At 70.5% G+C, this 17,592-nt stretch carries 16 protein-coding genes; 9 read left to right on the top strand and 7 right to left on the bottom strand.

Annotated elements, in window-relative coordinates; all coding sequences use genetic code 11:
* The first annotated feature begins 155 nt into the window (after positions 1–155).
* From ACFQRJ_RS06110 to ACFQRJ_RS06135, 6 genes are all read left to right on the top strand, one after another.
* Positions 156–1,076, top strand: a complete 921-nt coding sequence (locus tag ACFQRJ_RS06110; RefSeq protein WP_377018084.1) for a sugar phosphate isomerase/epimerase family protein — start codon at positions 156–158, stop codon at positions 1,074–1,076.
* A 47-nt stretch (positions 1,077–1,123) separates the two neighbouring features.
* On the top strand, positions 1,124–2,656 hold the full coding sequence (locus ACFQRJ_RS06115) for a GntP family permease (RefSeq protein WP_377018086.1): 1,533 nt from the start codon (positions 1,124–1,126) through the stop codon (positions 2,654–2,656).
* A gap of 146 nt (positions 2,657–2,802) precedes the next feature.
* A complete protein-coding gene (locus tag ACFQRJ_RS06120) occupies positions 2,803–3,606 on the top strand; it encodes an SDR family NAD(P)-dependent oxidoreductase (RefSeq protein ID WP_377018087.1) in 804 nt (267 codons plus the stop codon).
* A 139-nt stretch (positions 3,607–3,745) separates the two neighbouring features.
* The gene (locus tag ACFQRJ_RS06125; protein WP_377018089.1) at positions 3,746–5,029 is read left to right on the top strand and encodes an alpha-hydroxy acid oxidase; all 1,284 of its coding nucleotides are present in this window, start codon (positions 3,746–3,748) and stop codon (positions 5,027–5,029) included.
* Entirely contained in the window at positions 5,026–6,054 is a 1,029-nt protein-coding gene (locus ACFQRJ_RS06130; RefSeq protein WP_377018090.1) for an NAD(P)-dependent oxidoreductase, read from the top strand. Before ACFQRJ_RS06125 ends, ACFQRJ_RS06130 begins: the two co-directional genes overlap by 4 nt.
* Positions 6,054–6,845 carry an SDR family NAD(P)-dependent oxidoreductase gene (locus ACFQRJ_RS06135; protein ID WP_377018092.1) on the top strand — a complete coding sequence of 264 codons (792 nt, stop codon included), beginning with the start codon at positions 6,054–6,056 and terminating at the stop codon, positions 6,843–6,845. Before ACFQRJ_RS06130 ends, ACFQRJ_RS06135 begins: the two co-directional genes overlap by 1 nt.
* A 12-nt stretch (positions 6,846–6,857) precedes the next feature.
* Here the strand turns inward: ACFQRJ_RS06135 and ACFQRJ_RS06140 are convergent, their stop codons facing one another.
* The 7 genes from ACFQRJ_RS06140 to ACFQRJ_RS06170 form a co-directional block, all read right to left on the bottom strand.
* Positions 6,858–7,577, bottom strand: coding sequence for a GntR family transcriptional regulator (locus tag ACFQRJ_RS06140; RefSeq protein WP_377018093.1), 720 nt, complete (start codon positions 7,575–7,577; stop codon positions 6,858–6,860).
* Positions 7,578–7,678: 101 nt separating this feature from the next.
* Complete coding sequence (locus ACFQRJ_RS06145) at positions 7,679–8,956, bottom strand: TRAP transporter large permease (RefSeq protein WP_377018094.1); 1,278 nt, start codon at positions 8,954–8,956, stop codon at positions 7,679–7,681.
* 4 nt (positions 8,957–8,960) lie between these two features.
* Positions 8,961–9,566, bottom strand: a complete 606-nt coding sequence (locus ACFQRJ_RS06150) for a TRAP transporter small permease (RefSeq protein WP_377018095.1) — start codon at positions 9,564–9,566, stop codon at positions 8,961–8,963.
* 5 nt (positions 9,567–9,571) lie between these two features.
* Positions 9,572–10,585, bottom strand: coding sequence for a DctP family TRAP transporter solute-binding subunit (locus ACFQRJ_RS06155; RefSeq protein ID WP_377018096.1), 1,014 nt, complete (start codon positions 10,583–10,585; stop codon positions 9,572–9,574).
* Complete coding sequence (locus ACFQRJ_RS06160; protein WP_377018097.1) at positions 10,582–11,640, bottom strand: Ldh family oxidoreductase; 1,059 nt, start codon at positions 11,638–11,640, stop codon at positions 10,582–10,584. The genes ACFQRJ_RS06155 and ACFQRJ_RS06160 overlap by 4 nt, the downstream gene beginning before the upstream one ends.
* 93 nt (positions 11,641–11,733) lie before the next feature.
* The gene (locus ACFQRJ_RS06165) at positions 11,734–12,996 is read right to left on the bottom strand and encodes a nitrate/nitrite transporter (protein ID WP_377018098.1); all 1,263 of its coding nucleotides are present in this window, start codon (positions 12,994–12,996) and stop codon (positions 11,734–11,736) included.
* Positions 12,993–13,937, bottom strand: a complete 945-nt coding sequence (locus tag ACFQRJ_RS06170) for a LysR family transcriptional regulator (protein WP_377018099.1) — start codon at positions 13,935–13,937, stop codon at positions 12,993–12,995. The genes ACFQRJ_RS06165 and ACFQRJ_RS06170 overlap by 4 nt, the downstream gene beginning before the upstream one ends.
* A 296-nt stretch (positions 13,938–14,233) precedes the next feature.
* Here ACFQRJ_RS06170 and ACFQRJ_RS06175 point away from each other — a divergent pair, with 296 nt between their 5' ends.
* The 3 genes from ACFQRJ_RS06175 to ACFQRJ_RS06185 are packed head-to-tail and all read left to right on the top strand — an operon-like array spanning position 14,234 to position 17,584.
* On the top strand, positions 14,234–15,328 hold the full coding sequence (locus ACFQRJ_RS06175) for a tripartite tricarboxylate transporter substrate binding protein (RefSeq protein WP_377018100.1): 1,095 nt from the start codon (positions 14,234–14,236) through the stop codon (positions 15,326–15,328).
* Positions 15,325–16,038: a tripartite tricarboxylate transporter TctB family protein gene (locus ACFQRJ_RS06180; protein ID WP_377018101.1), complete on the top strand. Its 714-nt coding sequence runs from the start codon at positions 15,325–15,327 to the stop codon at positions 16,036–16,038. Before ACFQRJ_RS06175 ends, ACFQRJ_RS06180 begins: the two co-directional genes overlap by 4 nt.
* Before the next feature lies 1 nt (position 16,039).
* On the top strand, positions 16,040–17,584 hold the full coding sequence (locus ACFQRJ_RS06185) for a tripartite tricarboxylate transporter permease (protein WP_377018102.1): 1,545 nt from the start codon (positions 16,040–16,042) through the stop codon (positions 17,582–17,584).
* Positions 17,585–17,592 lie beyond the last annotated feature (8 nt).

Below are 17,592 nucleotides of genomic sequence, written 5' to 3' on the forward strand. Positions count from 1 at the left end.
ATCGCGATCGGCTGGGAGGGAACATGGCTGCGCCCTTCACGCCCGGCCCTTCACGCCCGCCACGATGCCGGGGCGCTGACGCCGTCGCCCTTCACACCGCCGCAATGATCCTATAGGATCCACGTCGAGACACCGTCGACGTTGAAGGGACAGCGATGTTCACCGCGGAGAACTGGCCGATCGGGGCCAACATGCTGTCGTTCGGGAACACCACCTCGGACGGCACCCCGACCCTGGAGGCCCCGTCCTCCGTCTGGGCCTCGCAGCTGCGCCAGGTCAAGGAGCTCGGTGTCGACCAGATCGACCCCACCGATGCCTGGCTGCCGCTGGCCAAGCTCAGCGATGAGCGCCTCGAGGAGTTCCGCAGCGTGCTCGACGGGGAGGGTCTGTCGCTGTCCTCGATCTCCATGACGCGCAACTCCGTCGTCGACGCCCGCCACGGGGAGCAGAACCTCGCCGACGCGCTGCGGTTCATCGAGCTCGCCCCGAGCTTCGGCGTGAGCGTCGTCAACACCGGCTTCATGCAGGCGCTCACCGAGGCCCAGAGCACGGCCATCTGGTTCTGGCTCGAGGACGGCCACCACGACGACCCGGCCCTGCGCGACCTGGCCATCGAACGCATCCGCACCCTGGGGGACGCCGCGAAGGCACAGGGCATCCAGGTCAGCCTCGAGATGTACGAGGACACCTACGTCGGCACGGCCGACGACGCCGTCGCCTTCCTGGCCGACGTCGACCACGAGGCCGTCGGCCTGAACCCCGATGTCGGCAACCTGGTGCGCCTGCACCGCGAGGTCGAGCCCTGGCAGGACATCTTCGAGAAGGTCCTGCCCCACTCGAACTTCTGGCACATCAAGAACTACACCCGCGACTACGACACCGCCACCGGCGCCTACTCCTCGGCGCCGATGCCGCTGAAGTACGGCTACATCAACTACCGCTCCGTGATCCGCCGCGCCCTCGAGCTCGGCTATACGGGTCCGTTCTGCTGCGAGCACTACGGCTCCGACTCCCTCGGCGTCATCGCCGAGAACGTGCACTACATCAGGCAGGTGCTGAGCTCGGCTCTAGCATGAGGCCCCGGGGCGCACGCCCCTGACGTCCGAGGAACGAAGGAGTTCTGATGGATCCCGTCCTGCTCATCGCGCTGCTCGTCGGCATCGCGCTCATCATCGTCATCGTCCTGCGCACCCGCCTGGACGCGTTCGCCGGCCTGCTGATCGCCTCCGTGGTGGTCGGTCTCATCGCGGGCCAGTCGCTGCCGGCCATCGTCGAATCCATCAAGACCGGGTTCGGGAACACGCTGGCCTCCATCGGCATCGTGATCGGCCTCGGCGTGGCCATCGGCAAGATCCTCGAGGTCTCCGGTGCCGCGCAGGCCATCGCGATGGCGTTCCTGCGCCTGTTCGGCAAGGGCCGTGAGCCCTGGGCCATGACCAGCATCGGTGCGCTGATCTCGGTGCCGGTGTTCTGCGACTCCGGCTACGTGATCATGAACCCGCTGGCCCGCGCCATCGCCAGGGTCAAGCAGTACGGCTACGCCACCGTGGGCATCGCGCTCGCCGGCGGCATGGTCATCACCCACCACTTCGTCCCGCCCACCCCGGGCCCGCTCGGCGTGGCCGGGCTGCTCGGCGTCAACGTCGGCTCCGTCATCCTCACCGGCCTCGTGTTCACCGTGCTGATGATCCCGGTGGTCACCCTCTACGCGAAGTGGATCGGTCCGCGGGTCGAGCCGGTGATCAATGCCGAGGTCCAGGAAGCCGTGTACGGCAACGTGCGCGAGGAACGCTCGGCCGTGGCCGTCGCGACCGGCGGGTCGGGACCCCGAACCCCGACGGTCGACGGGCCGGCGCCGGACGGGCCCGACGGGTCCGACGGCGCCGCAGCTCTGGACGGGCTCGGGACCGGCGCCGAGCTCGGCGAACCGCCCGAGGGGGAGCCGCCCCACCGCGTCGGCCCCGTGGTCGGGCTGCTGCCCCTGGTCGTGCCGATCGTGCTGATCGTGATGAACACGGTCGTCTCCGCCCTCGACATGGAAGCCCAGGGAGTGGCCCTGCCCGAGGACTACGAGCCCTCCGGATGGGCCGGGCCCTTCATCTTCCTCGGCGACCCGGTGATCGCGCTGCTGATCGGTCTGGTGATGGCCGTCTACCTGCTGCTGCCGCGCTGGACGCCGCGCAAGAAGAGCCACAAGTGGCTCGGCGACGCCGCGGCCGACGCAGGCCTGATCCTGCTGATCACCGGCGCCGGCGGCGGCCTGGGCCAGGTGCTGCGCGACACCGGTATCGGCGATGCGCTGGCCGAGGCGATCGGCGGGCTCCCGCTGCCCTCGTTCCTGCTGCCCTTCCTGATCGCCTCGATCGTGCGCATCGCGCAGGGCTCCGGCACGGTCTCCATGATCACGGCCGCCTCCGTCACCGCCCCGGTGATGGGCACGATCGGCCTGGACCCTCTGGTCGCGGTGATGGCCTGCGTCGCCGGCGCCATGGTGTGCAGCTACTTCAACGACTCCTACTTCTGGGTCGTCACCCGCTTCCTCGGCCTCGAGGGCACCGCGGCCCTGAAGGCCCACTCCGGCATGACCACCGTGATGTGGGCGGCCTCGATCCCGATGCTGTTCGTCCTCAGCCTCGTCCTAGGAGCGGGTGGCTGACGCCGTCCACCCGGCCGGTGGGGCCCGCCCTCCTCTGCCCCGCCGGCCCTGCCCCTGCCGATCCCCGACCTCTGCCAGCCCCTCTGACCCGCACGACCCGACCCACCGCAACCCACCAGATCCCGACCGGACGGAGAACCGACCCCATGACCCTCGAGAACACCAGGATCCAGCCCTTCCCCGACGAGCGCACCGCGATCGTCACCGGTGCCGGCGCCGAGCGCGGCATCGGCCGCCGCGTCGTCCGCAAGCTCGTCAGCGAAGGCTGGAGCGTGGTCGCCGCCGACCTCGACGGTGCTGCCGTGCGGCAGTTCGCCACCGAGCTGAGCGGTGAGCTCCCCGGTGAGAGCACTCAGAAGGTGATCGGCGTGGCCGTCGACGTCAGCGACCAGGCCGCCGTGGACGCCGCCTTCGAACGCATCGACGCCGAGATGCCGCCGATCGCCGCCCTGGTGAACCTCGCCGGGATCCCCAGCCCCCACACCATCTTCGAGCTGACCGGCGAGATCTGGGACAAGGTCATGGACGTCAACGGCAAGGGCACCCTGCTGATGACCCAGGCCGCGGCGAAGCGCATGATCGACGGCGGCTTCGGCGGGCGCGTCGTGAACACCTCCTCCATCACCGCGCTCGACGGCGGCGGCACCTTCTCCAAGACCGGCTACGCCGCGGCGAAGGCCGCCGTGCAGGGCCTCACCCGCGGCACCGCCCGCGAGCTGGGCCAGTACGGCATCACCGCCAACGTGATCCTGCCCGGACCCATCGACACCGACATCATGGGCGGCACCCTCACCGATGAGCGCAAGGAGGGCATGTCCTCCAACATCCCGCTGCACCGCGTGGGCCAGCCCGAGGAGGTCGCCGGACTGATCAACTTCCTGGTCAGCGAGGACTCGAGCTACGTCAGCGGCACCTCCATCAGCGTCGACGGCGGCAAGCACATGCACTGACGGACCGGGCCCCGGAGGTCTTCTCCGGGGCCCGCCCCGCCCCGCTCCGGCGTGCCCCGCGCCGGCCCGCCCCGCGCCGTCCGGCGCCGCCGCGCCCTCGGCGCCCCCACGTCACCGCCCCCACAGGAGAGCCCACCCGATGGCCGATTCGATACTGTCCGGCGCCCTGGAATTCGCGAAGATGCTCGCCGCCGGCGGCTTCCGCCTGGACCCGCTGGAATCCGCCCCCTCCATCGAGGACATCCGCCTGCTCGCCAAGCGGCGCCTGCCCACGATGGCCTTCGACATCATCGACGGGGCCTCGAACCATGAGCTGACCCGCGAGGCCAACGTCGACGATCTGCGCGAGGTGCTCTTCCGCCCGCGCTGGCTGACCGACATCTCCCACGTCGACGCCTCCACCAGTGTCGACGGCATGAACCTGGATCGTCCCTACGTGCTCGGCCCGCTGGGCCTGCAGCGCATGATCGGCGGCGAGGGCGAGCTCGGGGCGGTCCGCGCCGCCGGCAGGGCGAACATCCCCTTCACCATCTCCACCGCCTCGAACTGGGCGATGGAGGAGCTCGCCGACCAGGCGACGGGGCCGCTGTGGTACCAGCTGTACATGTACAAGTCCGAGGCCATCGTCTCCAGCCTCATCACCCGGGCCAAGGCCATCGGCGCCGAGGCGCTCGTGGTCACCGTCGATGTGCCCCTGAACGGGAAGCGGTACCGCGACCACCGCAACGGGATGTCGATCCCGCCGAAGATCACCCCCCGCAACGCCGTCCAGGCGATCCGGCACCTCGACTGGACCCGAGCGGTGATGCGGCCCCCGGCGATCGGGTTCCGCAACCTCAAGGACGAGATCCAGGGCGACAACGCCGTCTCGCATCAGGAGTTCGTCAACAAGCACCTCACGAACCTGACCCTGACCTGGGACAACATCGAGCAGGTGCGGCGGCAGTGGGACGGCCCGCTCTACATCAAGGGCATCCTCACCCCGGAGGACGCGCTGCGCGCGCTGAAGGTCGGGGCCGACGGGGTCTACGTCTCCAACCACGGGGGTCGCCAGCTCGACTCCTCGCCCAGCTCCATCCGCGCCCTGCCCTCGATCGTCGACGCCGTCGACGGCCGCATGACCGTCGTGTTCGATTCCGGCGTGCGCACCGGCGACGACATCGCCAAGGCCCTCGCCGTCGGCGCGGACCTCGTCTCCATCGGCCGGGCCTGGGGCTACGGCAACGCCGCCGCCGGGGAGAAGGGCGTGCTGCGCGTGCTGGACATCCTCGACGGCGAGCTGGCGCTGGCCATGGGCCAGCTCGGCGCGACCAGCATCGACGCGCTGGACCGCAGCTTCGTCGACTACCCCGAGGCCTGGCACGGCCACGGACGCCACCGCGCACCCGAGCCCGCCGACGTCACCGAGGAGTTCACCCCATGACCAGCACCTGGAAGCTCGCCGTCACCGCCGACTACGCCGAGGCCGACGGCACCACCGTCTACGGCGACATCGGCCTGGGCGCGCTCGCCGAGCACGGCATCCAGTGGTCCCTGGTCGGCGAGGGCGGCGGCCCGCTGCGTGCCGGGGAGCTCGAGGGCTACGACGCGGTGCTGCTGCTCAGCGGCACGCCGCTCGGCCGGGACCAGCTCGAGGGCGTGACCACGCTGAAGCATGTGGCCCGCTTCGGCGCCGGCTACGACTCCGTGGACCTCGCCGCGTGCGACGAGCGCGGGATCACCGTCACCAACGCCCCCACCGGACTGCGCGTGCCGATGGCGCACACCGCGCTGACCTTCGTGTTCGCCCTCGCCCACAACCTGCTGCCCAAGGATCGCCTGGTGCGCGAGGCCGACTGGGACCGCAAGGCCGACTACCGCGGGCCCGGCCTGGCCGCGGCCACGATCGGCGTGATCGGTCTCGGCGGCATCGGGCAGGAGACCGTGCGCCAGCTGCGGGCGCTGGATCTCGAGGTGGTGGCCTGGAACCGCTCGCCGCGTCCCGAGTTCTGCGCCGAGACGGGCATCAGCCAGCTCGAGCTGGACGAGGTCATCGCCCGCAGCGACTACCTCATCGTCACCGTCGCCGCGACGGGGGAGACCCGTCACCTCATCGGTGCGCGCGAGCTGGCGGCGATGAAGGAGACCGCGTTCCTGGTCAACATCGCCCGCGGCGCCGTCGTCGATGAGCCCGCCCTGATCACCGCGCTGCAGGAGGGGACCATCGCCGGCGCCGGCCTCGACGTGTTCGAGGTCGAGCCGCTCCCGGCCGACAGCCCGCTGATCGGCATGGACAACGTGGTGCTCTCCCCGCACTCGCTGTGCTGGACCCAGGACTTCACCGATGCCGTCGGCGCCGAGGCGCTCGGCGAGGTCATCGCGATGGCTGCCGGCCGCACCCCGCACCACGTCGTCAATGCCCCGCGCGGTGGGGCTGCGGGAGAGCCGACCCTGGCGGGAGAGGCCTGATGGGCGAGCGCTCCGCGGCCGATGAGTCCCGCATCTGCGAACTCACCGCGCTCGTGACCGGCGCCGCCTCCGAGCGCGGCATCGGCCGCGGTGTGGCGCTGCGGCTGGCGCGCGAGGGCCGCCCGCTGGCACTGCTGGATCTGGACGCCGACGGGCTCGCCGAGGCCGCCGAGCAGGCCCGCGCCGCCGGATCACCGAGCGTGGCCACGGCGCAGGCGGACATCTCCGACGAGGCCAGTGTCGGCGCGGCCGTCGCCGCGGTCGACAACGCTGCGGTCGCCCCGATCGGTACGCTCGTCAGCTGCGCCGGGATCGCGAACCCGACCCCGTTCCTCGAGCTGACCAGCGCAGACTTTCTGCGCACCCTGTCGATCAACACCCTGGGCACCTTCCACCTCGCCCAGCGCGTGCTCCCGAGGATGCTCGAGCAGGGCCTGGGGCGGATCGTCGCGATGAGCTCGACCGCCGCGCAGGACGGCGGCGGGAACTTCTCGACCTCGGCCTATGCGGCCTCCAAGGCCGGCGTCGAGGGTCTGATCCGCGGGCTCGCGAAAGAGGTCGCCGGCACCGGCGTCACCACCGCCGCGATCGCCCCGGCCAACATCGACACCGACATCATGGGCGGCCCGCTCGAGGGGGAGCGCCGCGAGCAGTTCGTCGCCCGCACCCCCGTCGGCCGGCTCGGCACCGTCGAGGAGCTGGCCGAGCTGGTCGCCTTCCTCGTCGGCCCCCACGGCGGCTTCACCACCGGGGCGACCTACAACCTCAACGGCGGGCTGCGGGTGGGCTGAGGAGAGCGCGCCTCAGCGCAGGCGGGCGCGAGCGTCGCGAGGGCGTCGTGAGGATCCGGGTTCGGTCGAGAACACGGCCGAGAGGCGTGAGAACGAGCCCAGCAGATGCGCGCGCATCGCCTGCTCGGCCGCGTCGGGGTCATGGTCCTCGATCGCGCGCGCGATCGCCTGATGCTCGCGGTGGGTCGTGCCGCCCTCGGAGTCGGTCTGGTACAGGCGGAAGATGTGCACGTGGGCGTGCAGCCGTTCGAACGTGCTCGGCAGCAGCTCATTGCCCGAGGCCTGCAGGATCCGCAGATGGAACTGACGGTCGCGCAGCGCGCGCCGCGCCTGTGTGCTGCGGTCGCCGCCGTGCAGCGCGGCCAGGGCCTCGAGCTCGGTGCGCAGCTGCGGGCCGGGATTCGTCAGCCGCTCCGTAGCCGCCTCCCGCGCGGCCCACGGTTCCAGCAGCAGCCGGACCTCGAACAGCGCGACCAGCCCGTCCAGATCGATCGGAGCGGTCACGTCGTACCCGCGGGATGCGGAGCGGACCACGAGGCTGTCGCCCTCGAGCCGGTGCAGCGCCTCGCGCACGGGGGTCTGGGAGACGCCGAGCCGGCGGGCCTCCTCCCCGATGGAGATGCGCTCTCCCGGCTCCAGGTCATGCTGGATGATGCGCATCCGCAACGCCTCGTACACGCTCTCCGGGCCGGTGTCCGTGGAATCCGGGTCCACGATGGGGCGCTCGCGCATGGCCTCCTCCTTCGACGTGGTGCCGGGCGTGCCTGGCCTGGTGGCGCCCGGGCGGCCGCGACGCGCAGAGGGACTGCGCGCGCACCGGCAGGGAGATCGTCTCAGCCGCCGGCGAGCCCGGGCAGCCAGGTCGTCAGGAACGGGACGAAGGTGATCAGCGCCAGCACGAGGAGCATCGGCACGAAGAAGGGCAACACGCCCTTGATCACCGTGGTCACCGGGACCTTCGTCACCGAGGACAGCACGAACAGCACCAGCCCGACCGGTGGGGTCAGCAGACCGATCATGAGGTTGAAGATCATCATGACCGCGAAGTGCGTGGCATCGATGCCGTAGACGGTGGCGATCGGGGCCAGCACGGGGACCAGGATGAGGATCGCGGCGGTCGGCTCCAGGACCGCGCCGACGACCAGCAGCAGGATGTTGATCAGCAGCAGGAAGATCAGCGGCCGGTCGGTGACCTGCAGGATCAGCTCCGTCACCACCTGCGGGGCCTGCTCGCGGGCCAGCACCCAGCCGAACAGGGAGGCGCTGGTGACGATGATCAGCACGCTGCCGGTGGTCTCGACCGTGGAGGCGGCGATGCGTCCGAGCGACCTCCCGTTCAGCGTCCGGTAGCACAGCGCGAGGATCGCGACGTAGGCGACGCCCAGCGCGGAGGCCTCCGTGGGGGTGACGATGCCCGAGAGGATCCCGCCGAGGATGATGACGGCGGCGCCGGCCACCGGCAGCGCCTTGGCGACGTCCTTGAGGCGTCGGGCCGGCGGCGGCTTCTCCAGGCGGAGGTCATCGCGCCGGCGGGTCTGGATCCACACCAGCAGGCACAGTGCCGCCACCAGCACCACGGCGGGCACGATCCCGGCCAGGAACAGGGTGCTCACCGAGAGACCTGCGGTGACCGCGTAGATGATCGCGGGGATGCTGGGCGGGATCATCGGCGCGATCAGGGAGGACGCGCCGGTGACACCCAGGGCGAACCCCTCGGGGTAGCCGCGCTGCTTCATCGCGGGCACCTGGATGCGGCCCATCGCGGCGGCGTCGGAGATGGCGGCCCCGCTCATCCAGGAGAAGCCGAAGCTGGTGGCAATGTTGACGTAGCCCAGCGAGCCGCGGACGTGCCCGATGGCGCTGGAGGCGGCATCGAACAGCCGGTCCGTGGCCCCGGAGACGTTGGCGAGGTTGCCCAGCAGGATGAACATCGGCACCGCGAGGATCGCGAAGTCGAAGACGCCGGAGGCTGTCTGCTGGGCGGCGAGGGCGGCCGTGGCCGTCTCGTCCAGGACGATGTAGGCGATCGAGGGGATCAGCAGGGCGATCCACACCGGGACGCGCAGGGCGAGCAGCACCAGCAGCGCGGCGAACATGATCAGCAGGACCACGGGATCACAGCCCTTCCATCGCGGCGGCCTTCTCGGCCACGTCGGGCACTTCGGAGGGGTGGCGCAGGTACCGCACGATGTTCAGGACCGTGTGGCCCAGGATCATCAAGTACCCCACGAGCACGGCTCCGTACAGCAGCGGCATGGGCAGGGAGGTCGCCGTCATCGTGAGCGACCCGGTCAGCACCATCAGCGAGATCGCCGCGATGACCATGTACGCCGCGGCGGCCGCGACCACCAGCATCGCGAAGATCTGGGAGGCGGTTGCCAGACGCCTGGGCAGGTAGACCGCCAGGATGTCGACCCCGATGTGCGCGTTGCGGGAGGAGACGAACCCGGCACCGACGAAGGTCAGCCACACCACCAGCAGACGAGCCACCTCCTCGCTCCAGGGCAGGGGCATGCTGAGCACGTAGCGGGTGAAGATCTGGAAGATGATCACCGCGAACACGACCAGCAGCAGGCCGCCGGCGACGAATCGTTCGGCGTCGACGAGCCAGCCGTAGGCGCGGAACTTCCGCTCGTAGTGGTCCCGTTCGATGTATGAATCGAGGTCCGGGACCTGACCGTCGCGGGTCCCCTCGACGGGCTTGGGCGATTGCATGCTCATCGGACCTACTCCTGGAGCTCGAGGTAGAGGTCGCCCCACGGGACGGTGTCGGGGAACTCCTCGGCGATGAGTTCCTGGAACGCGGCGACGTCGACGTCGTCGTTGACGGTGATCGCGTCCTCCTCCTGCCAAGTCTGCAGCGTCTCCTCCTCGGCCTCGACGATGCAGTCCCGGGTGGCGATCCGGGCCTTCTCCATGGCGTCCTCAAAGCCGGCTCTCTCGTCGGCGCTGAGGGAGTCCACGAAGCGCTGGGAGGAGACGATGTTGACGGCCTGGACCATGTGCCCGGTGAGGTTGAGGTAGTCCTGGACCTCGTAGAACTTCTGGACGTCGATGGTCGGAATGGGGTTCTCCTGGGCGTCGATCGCGCCCTGCTGCAGTCCGAGGTAGGCCTCCGACAGGGCCATGGGGGTGGCGCTGCCGTTCATGATCGAGAAGCTCGTGATGTACAGCGGGGCGTCCGGGGTGCGGATCTTGAGCCCGGAGAGGTCCTCCGGCTCGGTGATCGGCGTGTTCGAGGTGATGTGGCGGGTGCCGTAGTACCACGTGCTGTTGACCCGCAGGCCGGTCTCGGCGGCCATCTCGTCGTAGACCTCCTCCATGATCGGACCGTTGGTCGCCTCGTCGAACTGCGCGACGTCGGTGAACAGGTAGGGCGCATCCAGCACGGCCGCCTCCGGGTACCACTTGCCCAGGAACGACGGCCCGACGACGCCGAGCTCGAGGCCACCGGTGGCGATCTGTTCGGCGGTCTCGCCCTCCCCGCCGATCTGACCGGAGGGGTAGGTCTCGACCGCGAAGCCGTCGTCAGCCAGCTCGGTGCGCAGCGTCTCGGCCCCGCACGACTCCACCGGATGAGCCGGGTCGTACTGGTGGGCGAAGCGGATCACGCGGGCGTCCGGATCGGCGGTGGCCTCGTCGAGCTGGCTGGTGTCGACGGGCTCCCACAGTCCGCAGCCCGCCAAGGACAGCACGGACAGGGCCGCAGCCAGGACGGTGGCGGGGTGACGGCGGCTCATCGTGCGCCCTCCAGGGGCTCCGGGAACGAGAGGCCGTGCCGGGTGGCGACGATGCGCAGCTCCTGGATCGTGGACTCCGCCAGCTCGACGTCATCGGCAGCGGCTGCCAGCCGGGAGGCCTCGAGGTCGCCGGGAGACAGAACGGTCCCCTCCGGGCTCGAGGCCCGTACCTCCTCCTGGAGCTCGGCGACCTTGGCCCGGATACCGGCCGGGTCGCCGAAGGCCGCGAGGTCGAGGGCGATCAGGAGGTGTCCGGTGTTCATGCGGGAGGAGTGGTCCTGCCAGATGTCCACCGTCCGGAACGCGAAGGAGGCGCTGGTCAGCGCTGCTGACAAGCCTTCCAGCAGCACGGCGATGCCGGATCCCTTGTGGCCGCCGAAGGGCAGCAGGGCACCGCCGTCGAGCACGGCGGCGGGATCGGTGGTGGGGGCTGCGGTGGCGTCCACGCCCCAGCCCTCGGGAATAGTGGTGCCCTCGTTGCGGGCGGCGACGACCTTGCCGTACGCCCCGGCCGTGGTCGCGAGATCGGCCACCAGCGGATGAGACCCGGCCGAAGGCAGGCTGATGGTCAGCGGGTTGGTCCCGAGGATCGGGGTGGAGCCGCCGAAGGGGGTCGCCACGGGCCCCGTCGTCGAGGAGAGGATCCCGGCCAGATCGCGCTCGGCCAGCTGATCGCCCCAGAAGCGGCCGGCCCCGAAGTGGCTGGAGCCCTGGACGGCCACCGTGGCGATGCCGTGGGTGGCGGCGGCTTCGGCGGCGATCTCGACGGCGCGCTGCATGGTGACCTGGCCGAAGGCGCCGCGGCCGTCCAGCACGGTCACGGCGCCGTGCTGGCGGACGACGGTGGGGACGGAGCCGGGGTCGATACCGCCGGCGGCGACCGCCTCGAGATAGAGCGGCAGTCGCAGGAGCCCGTGGGAGTAGATACCGGCCTGGTCGGCCGCGAGCAGGGAGCGGGCGACCAGCCGGGCCGCGGAGGACTCCACACCGGCATCCTCGAGAGCGTGGGTGGCCAGCGCGCGCAGAGCGTCCACGCCGAAGCGGAGTGACGTCATCGTCACGGTCCTTTCTATACGAAGTCCGCACAAGCTATACAACTGTGGCGGGCGACACAAGGGGGTGTGCCTGGGTGTCGACGAACGGGGCACTCAGACGGCGCGGACTCCGGAGCCGGCCCGTGCGGGCCGCGTGCGGGTGGTCCAGAGCAGCCCGATCGCCGCACCGAGCATGAGCACGCCGACGGCGGCGAAGGCGGCACGGTAGTCCGTGAGCCCGGCGGAACGGTCGGGGGCCAGCACGTCCAGCACCACCCCGATCAGGAGGACGGCGAGCAACGACGTGGAGTACCCGCCGATGTTCACCATCCCCGTGGCGGTCCCGATCGCCCGTGAGGAGACTCCCGTGCGCGCGAGGTCGAAGCCGACCGGACAGGTCGCCGCACCGATCGCCAGGGCGACCATCAGCGGCACAAGCTGCCCGGCGGAGAGAGGCCCGGGCGCGAGCAGAGTCAGGGTCCAGACCAGGGTGAGGATTCCGCCGGCGATCCAGCCGAGCCGAGCACGATGCCGGGGCAAGCGGCCGGTGAGCACGCCGATCATCGGGCCCACCGCCACCATGACGACGACATTGAGGGTCAGCAGCGTCCCCACCTCGGCAGGCGCGAGCCCATGGCCCTCGGTCATGAAGGGCACGCCCCACAGGAACAGGAACGAGTTCACACTCAGCAGCGTCAGCGAGTGCAGGAAGAACCCCGACCAGGCGGCGCGGGAGGTGAACACCTCGCGCAGAACCTGACCCGGGCGAGACGGCACGGGAACGGTGTGGCCGTCGTCCTCGGGCGGCTCGTCCTGGACGACGGCGATCACCAGCAGCACGCTGACCAGCAGGAGTGCGGCCAGAGAGGCCCACGCGGTGGTCCATCCGGCCGCCACCAGCAAGGCGAGGAACGGTACCGCCGCCACGGCCTGGCCGAACTGGCCGATCATCGCCGCCAGCTGCGTGAACACAGGGACCTGACCGGAGCGGAACCAGGTCGCGGTCAGCCGCACCACGCTGATCAGCGTGGCGGCGTCGCCGACGCCGGTGAGCATGCGTGCGATCAGGGCAGTGGGCACGTCCGTGGCGACGGCGAGCAGTCCCTGCCCGACGGCCATGGTCACCGCCCCGAGGATCAGCATGCGGCGCGGGCCGATGCGGTCCAGCAGGAGCCCGGCGGGGATCTGGGCCGCCGCGTACGTTCCGAGCTGGACGACCCCGAACAGGCTCAGCACGGCGCCGCTGACATCGAAGCGCTCCGACGCCTCCACGCTGGCCACCCCGAACGAGGCGCGGCCGGAGACGGCGCACAGGTAGGCGAGGACACCGACGGCCCAGACGAGGTGGGCGCGGCCGAGGCGCGGTGCCGCGGTCACCGTGCTCCCGGCAGCACGCCGTCGGGTGGCGGCGTCTCGAGGATCGCCCGGTAGACGACGTCGACGCTGGGGGAGGAGGCCGTCCGCCGGTCACGGGTGGCGGCGACCTTCCGTCCCTCGCCGATCCTGCCCACCGGGATGACATCGAGCTCGCTGGTATCGGAGATGGTCGCCGCCAGTGCGTTCAGCACACCCACCCCGAGGCCGGCCTTGGCGAGATTCGCGACGGTCTGCGGCTGCTCGGTCTGCCAGGCCACGGGGATCTCCAGGCCCCAGGCGTGCAGTGCGCTGCCGGTGTCCGGATCGATCTCCGCCCCCGGCTGCGCCACCGCGATGAGGGGATGCTCGGTGATCAGGCACGGGTCCAGCCATCCATCGGTCCTCGGGCCGAGCTGCGCCAGCGGATGCTGGGGAGGCACGATCGCGACGTAGCGCTCGATCCACAGATGCACGCTCTCGAAGTCCTCGGGCGGCGGATCACCGGCCAGCGAGTGGATGGCGATGTGGAACCGGCCGGCGATGATGCCGGAGATGAGGTCCTGCGTGGTCAGCTCGGTCAGCTCGATCCGGATGTGCGGATGCTCGGCGTGGACCGCGGCGAGGACGGCGGGCAGGAACCCCGCGCTGACACTGGGATGGCAGCCGATCACGACCCGCCCGCGCGGGGTGCCGGTGTGCTGATCCACCACCTCCGCTCCGCGCTCGAGCGCCTCCAGAACCTTGCGGGCGTGGGGGAGGAAGGCCGTGCCGAGCTCCGTCGGCCCGATCGGGCGGTGGCTGCGGTCCACCAGCGTGCCGCCCAGGGCACGCTCGAGCGCTGCGACATGCGTGCTCACGCGGGACTGCGCGCGGTGCAGGGCGCGTGCGGCACCCGAGAAGCTTCCGTGATCGATGACCGCGACGAAGGTCTCCAGCCAGTCCGTCTGGTCGACGCGGGGCATCGCTTCCTCCTGGGGAGTGGTCGTCCTTGATCGCAGCGGGTCACGCTCGAGTGCACCCTGAGCTCGGGGCCGCAGCATGGTTCCTGGTCAGAGGCCCGATGTGACCCACATATCAATATTGTATATAGGATTTCCGGATCTCGGATCGCTCGGGGGACGACCCCGGGTACGGGCGTTGGTAGCGTCGAAGCACCTCGATGACGAGTGGCTCTCTCGACCCAGCACACAGCCGTGCGGGCGGTCGCTCCGCATCGATGGGCCTCACCCCCGACCCGCACGATGAAGTGGAGTCAGCCATGACGCGCACCGACCTTTCCTCACGTTCCGATCGTCCCGGCGTCGATCCCGCCGGCGCACCCCGCGTCCCGCGGCGCCTCGTCTCCGGGATCGCCGGCGCCGCCGCTATCGCCCTGGTCGCCGTCGGCTGCTCGGGCGGCTCGGGCGGAGGCTCCGTGGACGGCGATGCTCTCCAGGCCTGCAACGACGTCAACGCCGAGTACCCGGGCGGCCCCGTCGAACTGATCGTCCCCTGGGCCGCCGGCGGCGGGACCGACGGCGTGGCCCGCCTCATCGGCGAGCAGCTGTCCGGCCAGATGGAGACGAGCGTCAACGTCGTCAACCGCACCGGCGGCTCCGGCGTCGTCGGCCACCAGGCGATGGTCGACGCAGAGCCCGACGGGCAGACCCTCGGCCTGGTCACCGTGGAGATCGGCATGATGCACCACCAGGGTCTGACCGAGATCAGCGGCGAGGACCTCACCGCCATCTCCCAGATGAACGAGGACGGCGCGGGGATCACCGTCGCCGCCGACGCCGAGTGGGAGAACGCGGAAGAGCTGCTGACCTACATCGAGGAGAACCCGGGGGAGGTGACCGCCTCGGGCACCGGGCAGGGAGGCATCTGGCACCTGGCCCTGCTGGGCATGCTCATCGACAACGACATCCCCGTCGACGCCGTGAACTTCGTGCCTTCCGAGGGTGCGGCCCCCGCGCTCCAGGAGCTCGTGGCCGGCGGGATCGACATGACCACCAACGCCCTCGGCGAATCCAAGACCATGCTCGACTCGGACCGCGCCAAGGCCCTGGGCGTGATGGGCACGGAGCGCGACCCCGCTTTCCCGGACGTCGAGACCCTCCAGGAGCAGCTCGGCTCCGACTATTCCATGACCGTGTGGCGCGGCATCGCCGGACCCAAGGAGCTCGACCCCACGATCGTCGAGGAGCTCGAATGCCACCTCGGTCTGATCGCCGAGTCCGATGAGTTCAACGAGTTCATGACCGACACCGGCCTGGGCGTGAAGTACGCGGGCGCCGAGGAGTTCCAGACCCTCATGCGCGAGGACGATGACGCCAAGGGCGAGGTCATGGAGGAAGCGGGACTCGCCAAGTGAGCACCGCCCGACCCAGCGACACGGCGGGGGCGATGCGTGGGAACGTCATCATCGGCGCCGCCTCCGTCCTGGTCGGCGCCGCGGTGATTCCCTACGGCGCCGCGATGCCCTACGTCCGCGAGGGGATCCCCGGGCCCGGTCTGTTTCCGATGATGATCGGCGGCCTGCTGGTCCTCTTCGGCGCCCTGCTGATCCTGACCAGCGTGCTCACCGCACGCCGCGAGCGTCGTCATCGCGACGAGCTCGCCGAGATACGCTCCGCCGCGGCCGGTGGCCCATCGACCGCGACGACTGCGGTGACCGGCGGAACAGCACCCACCGGGGCCGGTGGGCCGGGTGCGGACAGTGCGGCCGACGCGCTCGAAGACGCCGCGCCGGAGACCGGGCCGCAGCCCTCACCGGACACCGAGCCGGAGGCCGAGCCCCCGGAGACCGTGGCCGTGATGGATACCGACATCGGCTCCGACGGGGCGCGGCGCTGGATCAACGGCGCGATCCTCATGGGCGGCATCGTCGGGTACGTGCTGCTCGTCGAGACGCTCGGCTTCCCGCTGACCATGGCGCTGCTGGTGACCGCGATCGTGTGGTCGCTGCGGGCGAAGTGGTGGGTGGCCGTGGCGACCGGCGTGGTCACCGCGCTCGCCCTGTGGGCCATGTTCGAGCAGGGCCTGATGGTCCAGCTCCCCGACGGCATCATCCGGGGGTTCTGAGATGGGATACGACCTCCAGAGCGCCTTCCAGCTGGTCGCCGACCCCACCACGGTCCTCGTGGTCGTCCTGGCCGGGCTCTTCGGCCTGGTCATCGGCTCCCTGCCCGGCATGACCGCCACCCTGGCAGCAGCGCTGCTGGTGCCCTTCACCTTCTTCCTGGACCCGGTGCCGGCCATCGCCGCCATCATCACCATGTCGGCGATGACGATCTTCGCCGGAGACGTCCCCAGTGCCCTGCTGAGAATCCCGGGCACGCCCTCCAGCGCCGCCTACACCGAGGACGCCTTCGCCCTGACCCGGCACGGGAAGGGCGCCCTCGGGCTCGGGGTCTCCCTGATCGGCTCGGTGATCGGCGGTCTGTTCGGGTCCCTGGTGCTGATCTTCGTCTCCCCGGTGCTCGGGGAGTTCGCCCTGCGCTTCACCAGCTACGAGTACTTCTGGGTGGCCGTGCTGGGCCTGACTGCGGCCGTGATCGTCTCCCGGGGCTCCCAGCTCAAGGGTGCGATCGCCCTGATGGCAGGGCTGCTGGTCTCCACCGTCGGGCTCGACGTGACCCTGGGCTACCCGAGGTTCACCTTCGGGGAGGAGCAGCTCTACCGCGGCGTCGACTTCATCGCCGCCATGATCGGCCTGTTCGGCCTCTCCGAGGTGCTGCGTGCCGTGACCGCCCGCCGGGGTGAGTCGATGCCCATCCCGAAGATCGCCGGTCAGGGCACGGTGCGTCCGGCCTTCAGTGCCCTGTGGCGGTACAAGGGGCGCGTCGCGGCGGGCTCGGGCATCGGCGGAGTCGTCGGGGCGCTGCCCGGGGCGGGGGCCGACATCGCGGCCTGGATCGCCTACGCCTTCACTCGTGCCACCAGCCGTCGCGGATCCGCGAAGAACGCGGCCGAGGTATCGGACGAACGGCGGGTGGAGTCCATCGCCGGTGCCTCCAGCGCGAACAACGCCGGCGTGGCCTCCGCCTACGTCCCCACGCTCGCGTTCGGCATCCCCGGCGACACCATCACCGCGATCCTGATCGGCGTGCTGCTGGTCAAGGGCATCACTCCGGGGCCGGACCTGTTCCTGTACCAGACGGACATGCTCTACGCGCTGTACATGATCTTCATCCTCGCCAACCTGCTGCTGCTGCCGCTCGGCTTCCTGCTGATCCGGGCCTCCGGCCTGGTGCTGCGGATCCCGCGCTCGGTGCTGATGGGGCTGATCGTGGCTATCTCGATCTGCGGCGCGTTCGCCATCAACAACGGCTACCTCGAGGTGGGGTTGATGGTGATCTTCGGAGTGCTCGGGTACCTCTTCGAGAAGGGCAGCATCCCGCTGGCCCCAGTGGTGCTGGGCATCGTGCTGGGCCCCATCGTCGAGCAGAACTTCATGCAGTCGGTGATCAAGACCAACTGGGATCTCACCCAGTTCTTCACCCGCCCCATCAGCGCGGTCCTCATCCTGCTCGTGGTCGCGGCGATCGCCTCGGTGCCGCTGATGGGTTGGCTGGGCCGACGCTCCGAGCGGGCCGCCGCGCTGCAGGCCGCCGAGGCCGAGCGGTGAGCGCGACG

The organism is Brachybacterium sp. GCM10030252 (assembly GCF_042666535.1).
GTDB lineage: Bacteria > Actinomycetota > Actinomycetes > Actinomycetales > Dermabacteraceae > Brachybacterium.

Excerpts from the sequence above, each read along its gene's own strand:
- ACFQRJ_RS06110 (WP_377018084.1), top strand. The coding sequence starts at position 156 with ATGTTCACCGCGGAGAACTGGCCGATCGGGGCCAACATGCTGTCGTTC.
- ACFQRJ_RS06115 (WP_377018086.1), top strand. The coding sequence starts at position 1,124 with ATGGATCCCGTCCTGCTCATCGCGCTGCTCGTCGGCATCGCGCTCATC.
- ACFQRJ_RS06120 (WP_377018087.1), top strand. The coding sequence starts at position 2,803 with ATGACCCTCGAGAACACCAGGATCCAGCCCTTCCCCGACGAGCGCACC.
- ACFQRJ_RS06125 (WP_377018089.1), top strand. The coding sequence starts at position 3,746 with ATGGCCGATTCGATACTGTCCGGCGCCCTGGAATTCGCGAAGATGCTC.
- ACFQRJ_RS06130 (WP_377018090.1), top strand. The coding sequence starts at position 5,026 with ATGACCAGCACCTGGAAGCTCGCCGTCACCGCCGACTACGCCGAGGCC.
- ACFQRJ_RS06135 (WP_377018092.1), top strand. The coding sequence starts at position 6,054 with ATGGGCGAGCGCTCCGCGGCCGATGAGTCCCGCATCTGCGAACTCACC.
- ACFQRJ_RS06140 (WP_377018093.1), bottom strand. The coding sequence starts at position 7,577 with ATGCGCGAGCGCCCCATCGTGGACCCGGATTCCACGGACACCGGCCCG.
- ACFQRJ_RS06150 (WP_377018095.1), bottom strand. The coding sequence starts at position 9,566 with ATGAGCATGCAATCGCCCAAGCCCGTCGAGGGGACCCGCGACGGTCAG.
- ACFQRJ_RS06155 (WP_377018096.1), bottom strand. The coding sequence starts at position 10,585 with ATGAGCCGCCGTCACCCCGCCACCGTCCTGGCTGCGGCCCTGTCCGTG.
- ACFQRJ_RS06160 (WP_377018097.1), bottom strand. The coding sequence starts at position 11,640 with ATGACGTCACTCCGCTTCGGCGTGGACGCTCTGCGCGCGCTGGCCACC.
- ACFQRJ_RS06170 (WP_377018099.1), bottom strand. The coding sequence starts at position 13,937 with ATGCCCCGCGTCGACCAGACGGACTGGCTGGAGACCTTCGTCGCGGTC.
- ACFQRJ_RS06175 (WP_377018100.1), top strand. The coding sequence starts at position 14,234 with ATGACGCGCACCGACCTTTCCTCACGTTCCGATCGTCCCGGCGTCGAT.
- ACFQRJ_RS06185 (WP_377018102.1), top strand. The coding sequence starts at position 16,040 with ATGGGATACGACCTCCAGAGCGCCTTCCAGCTGGTCGCCGACCCCACC.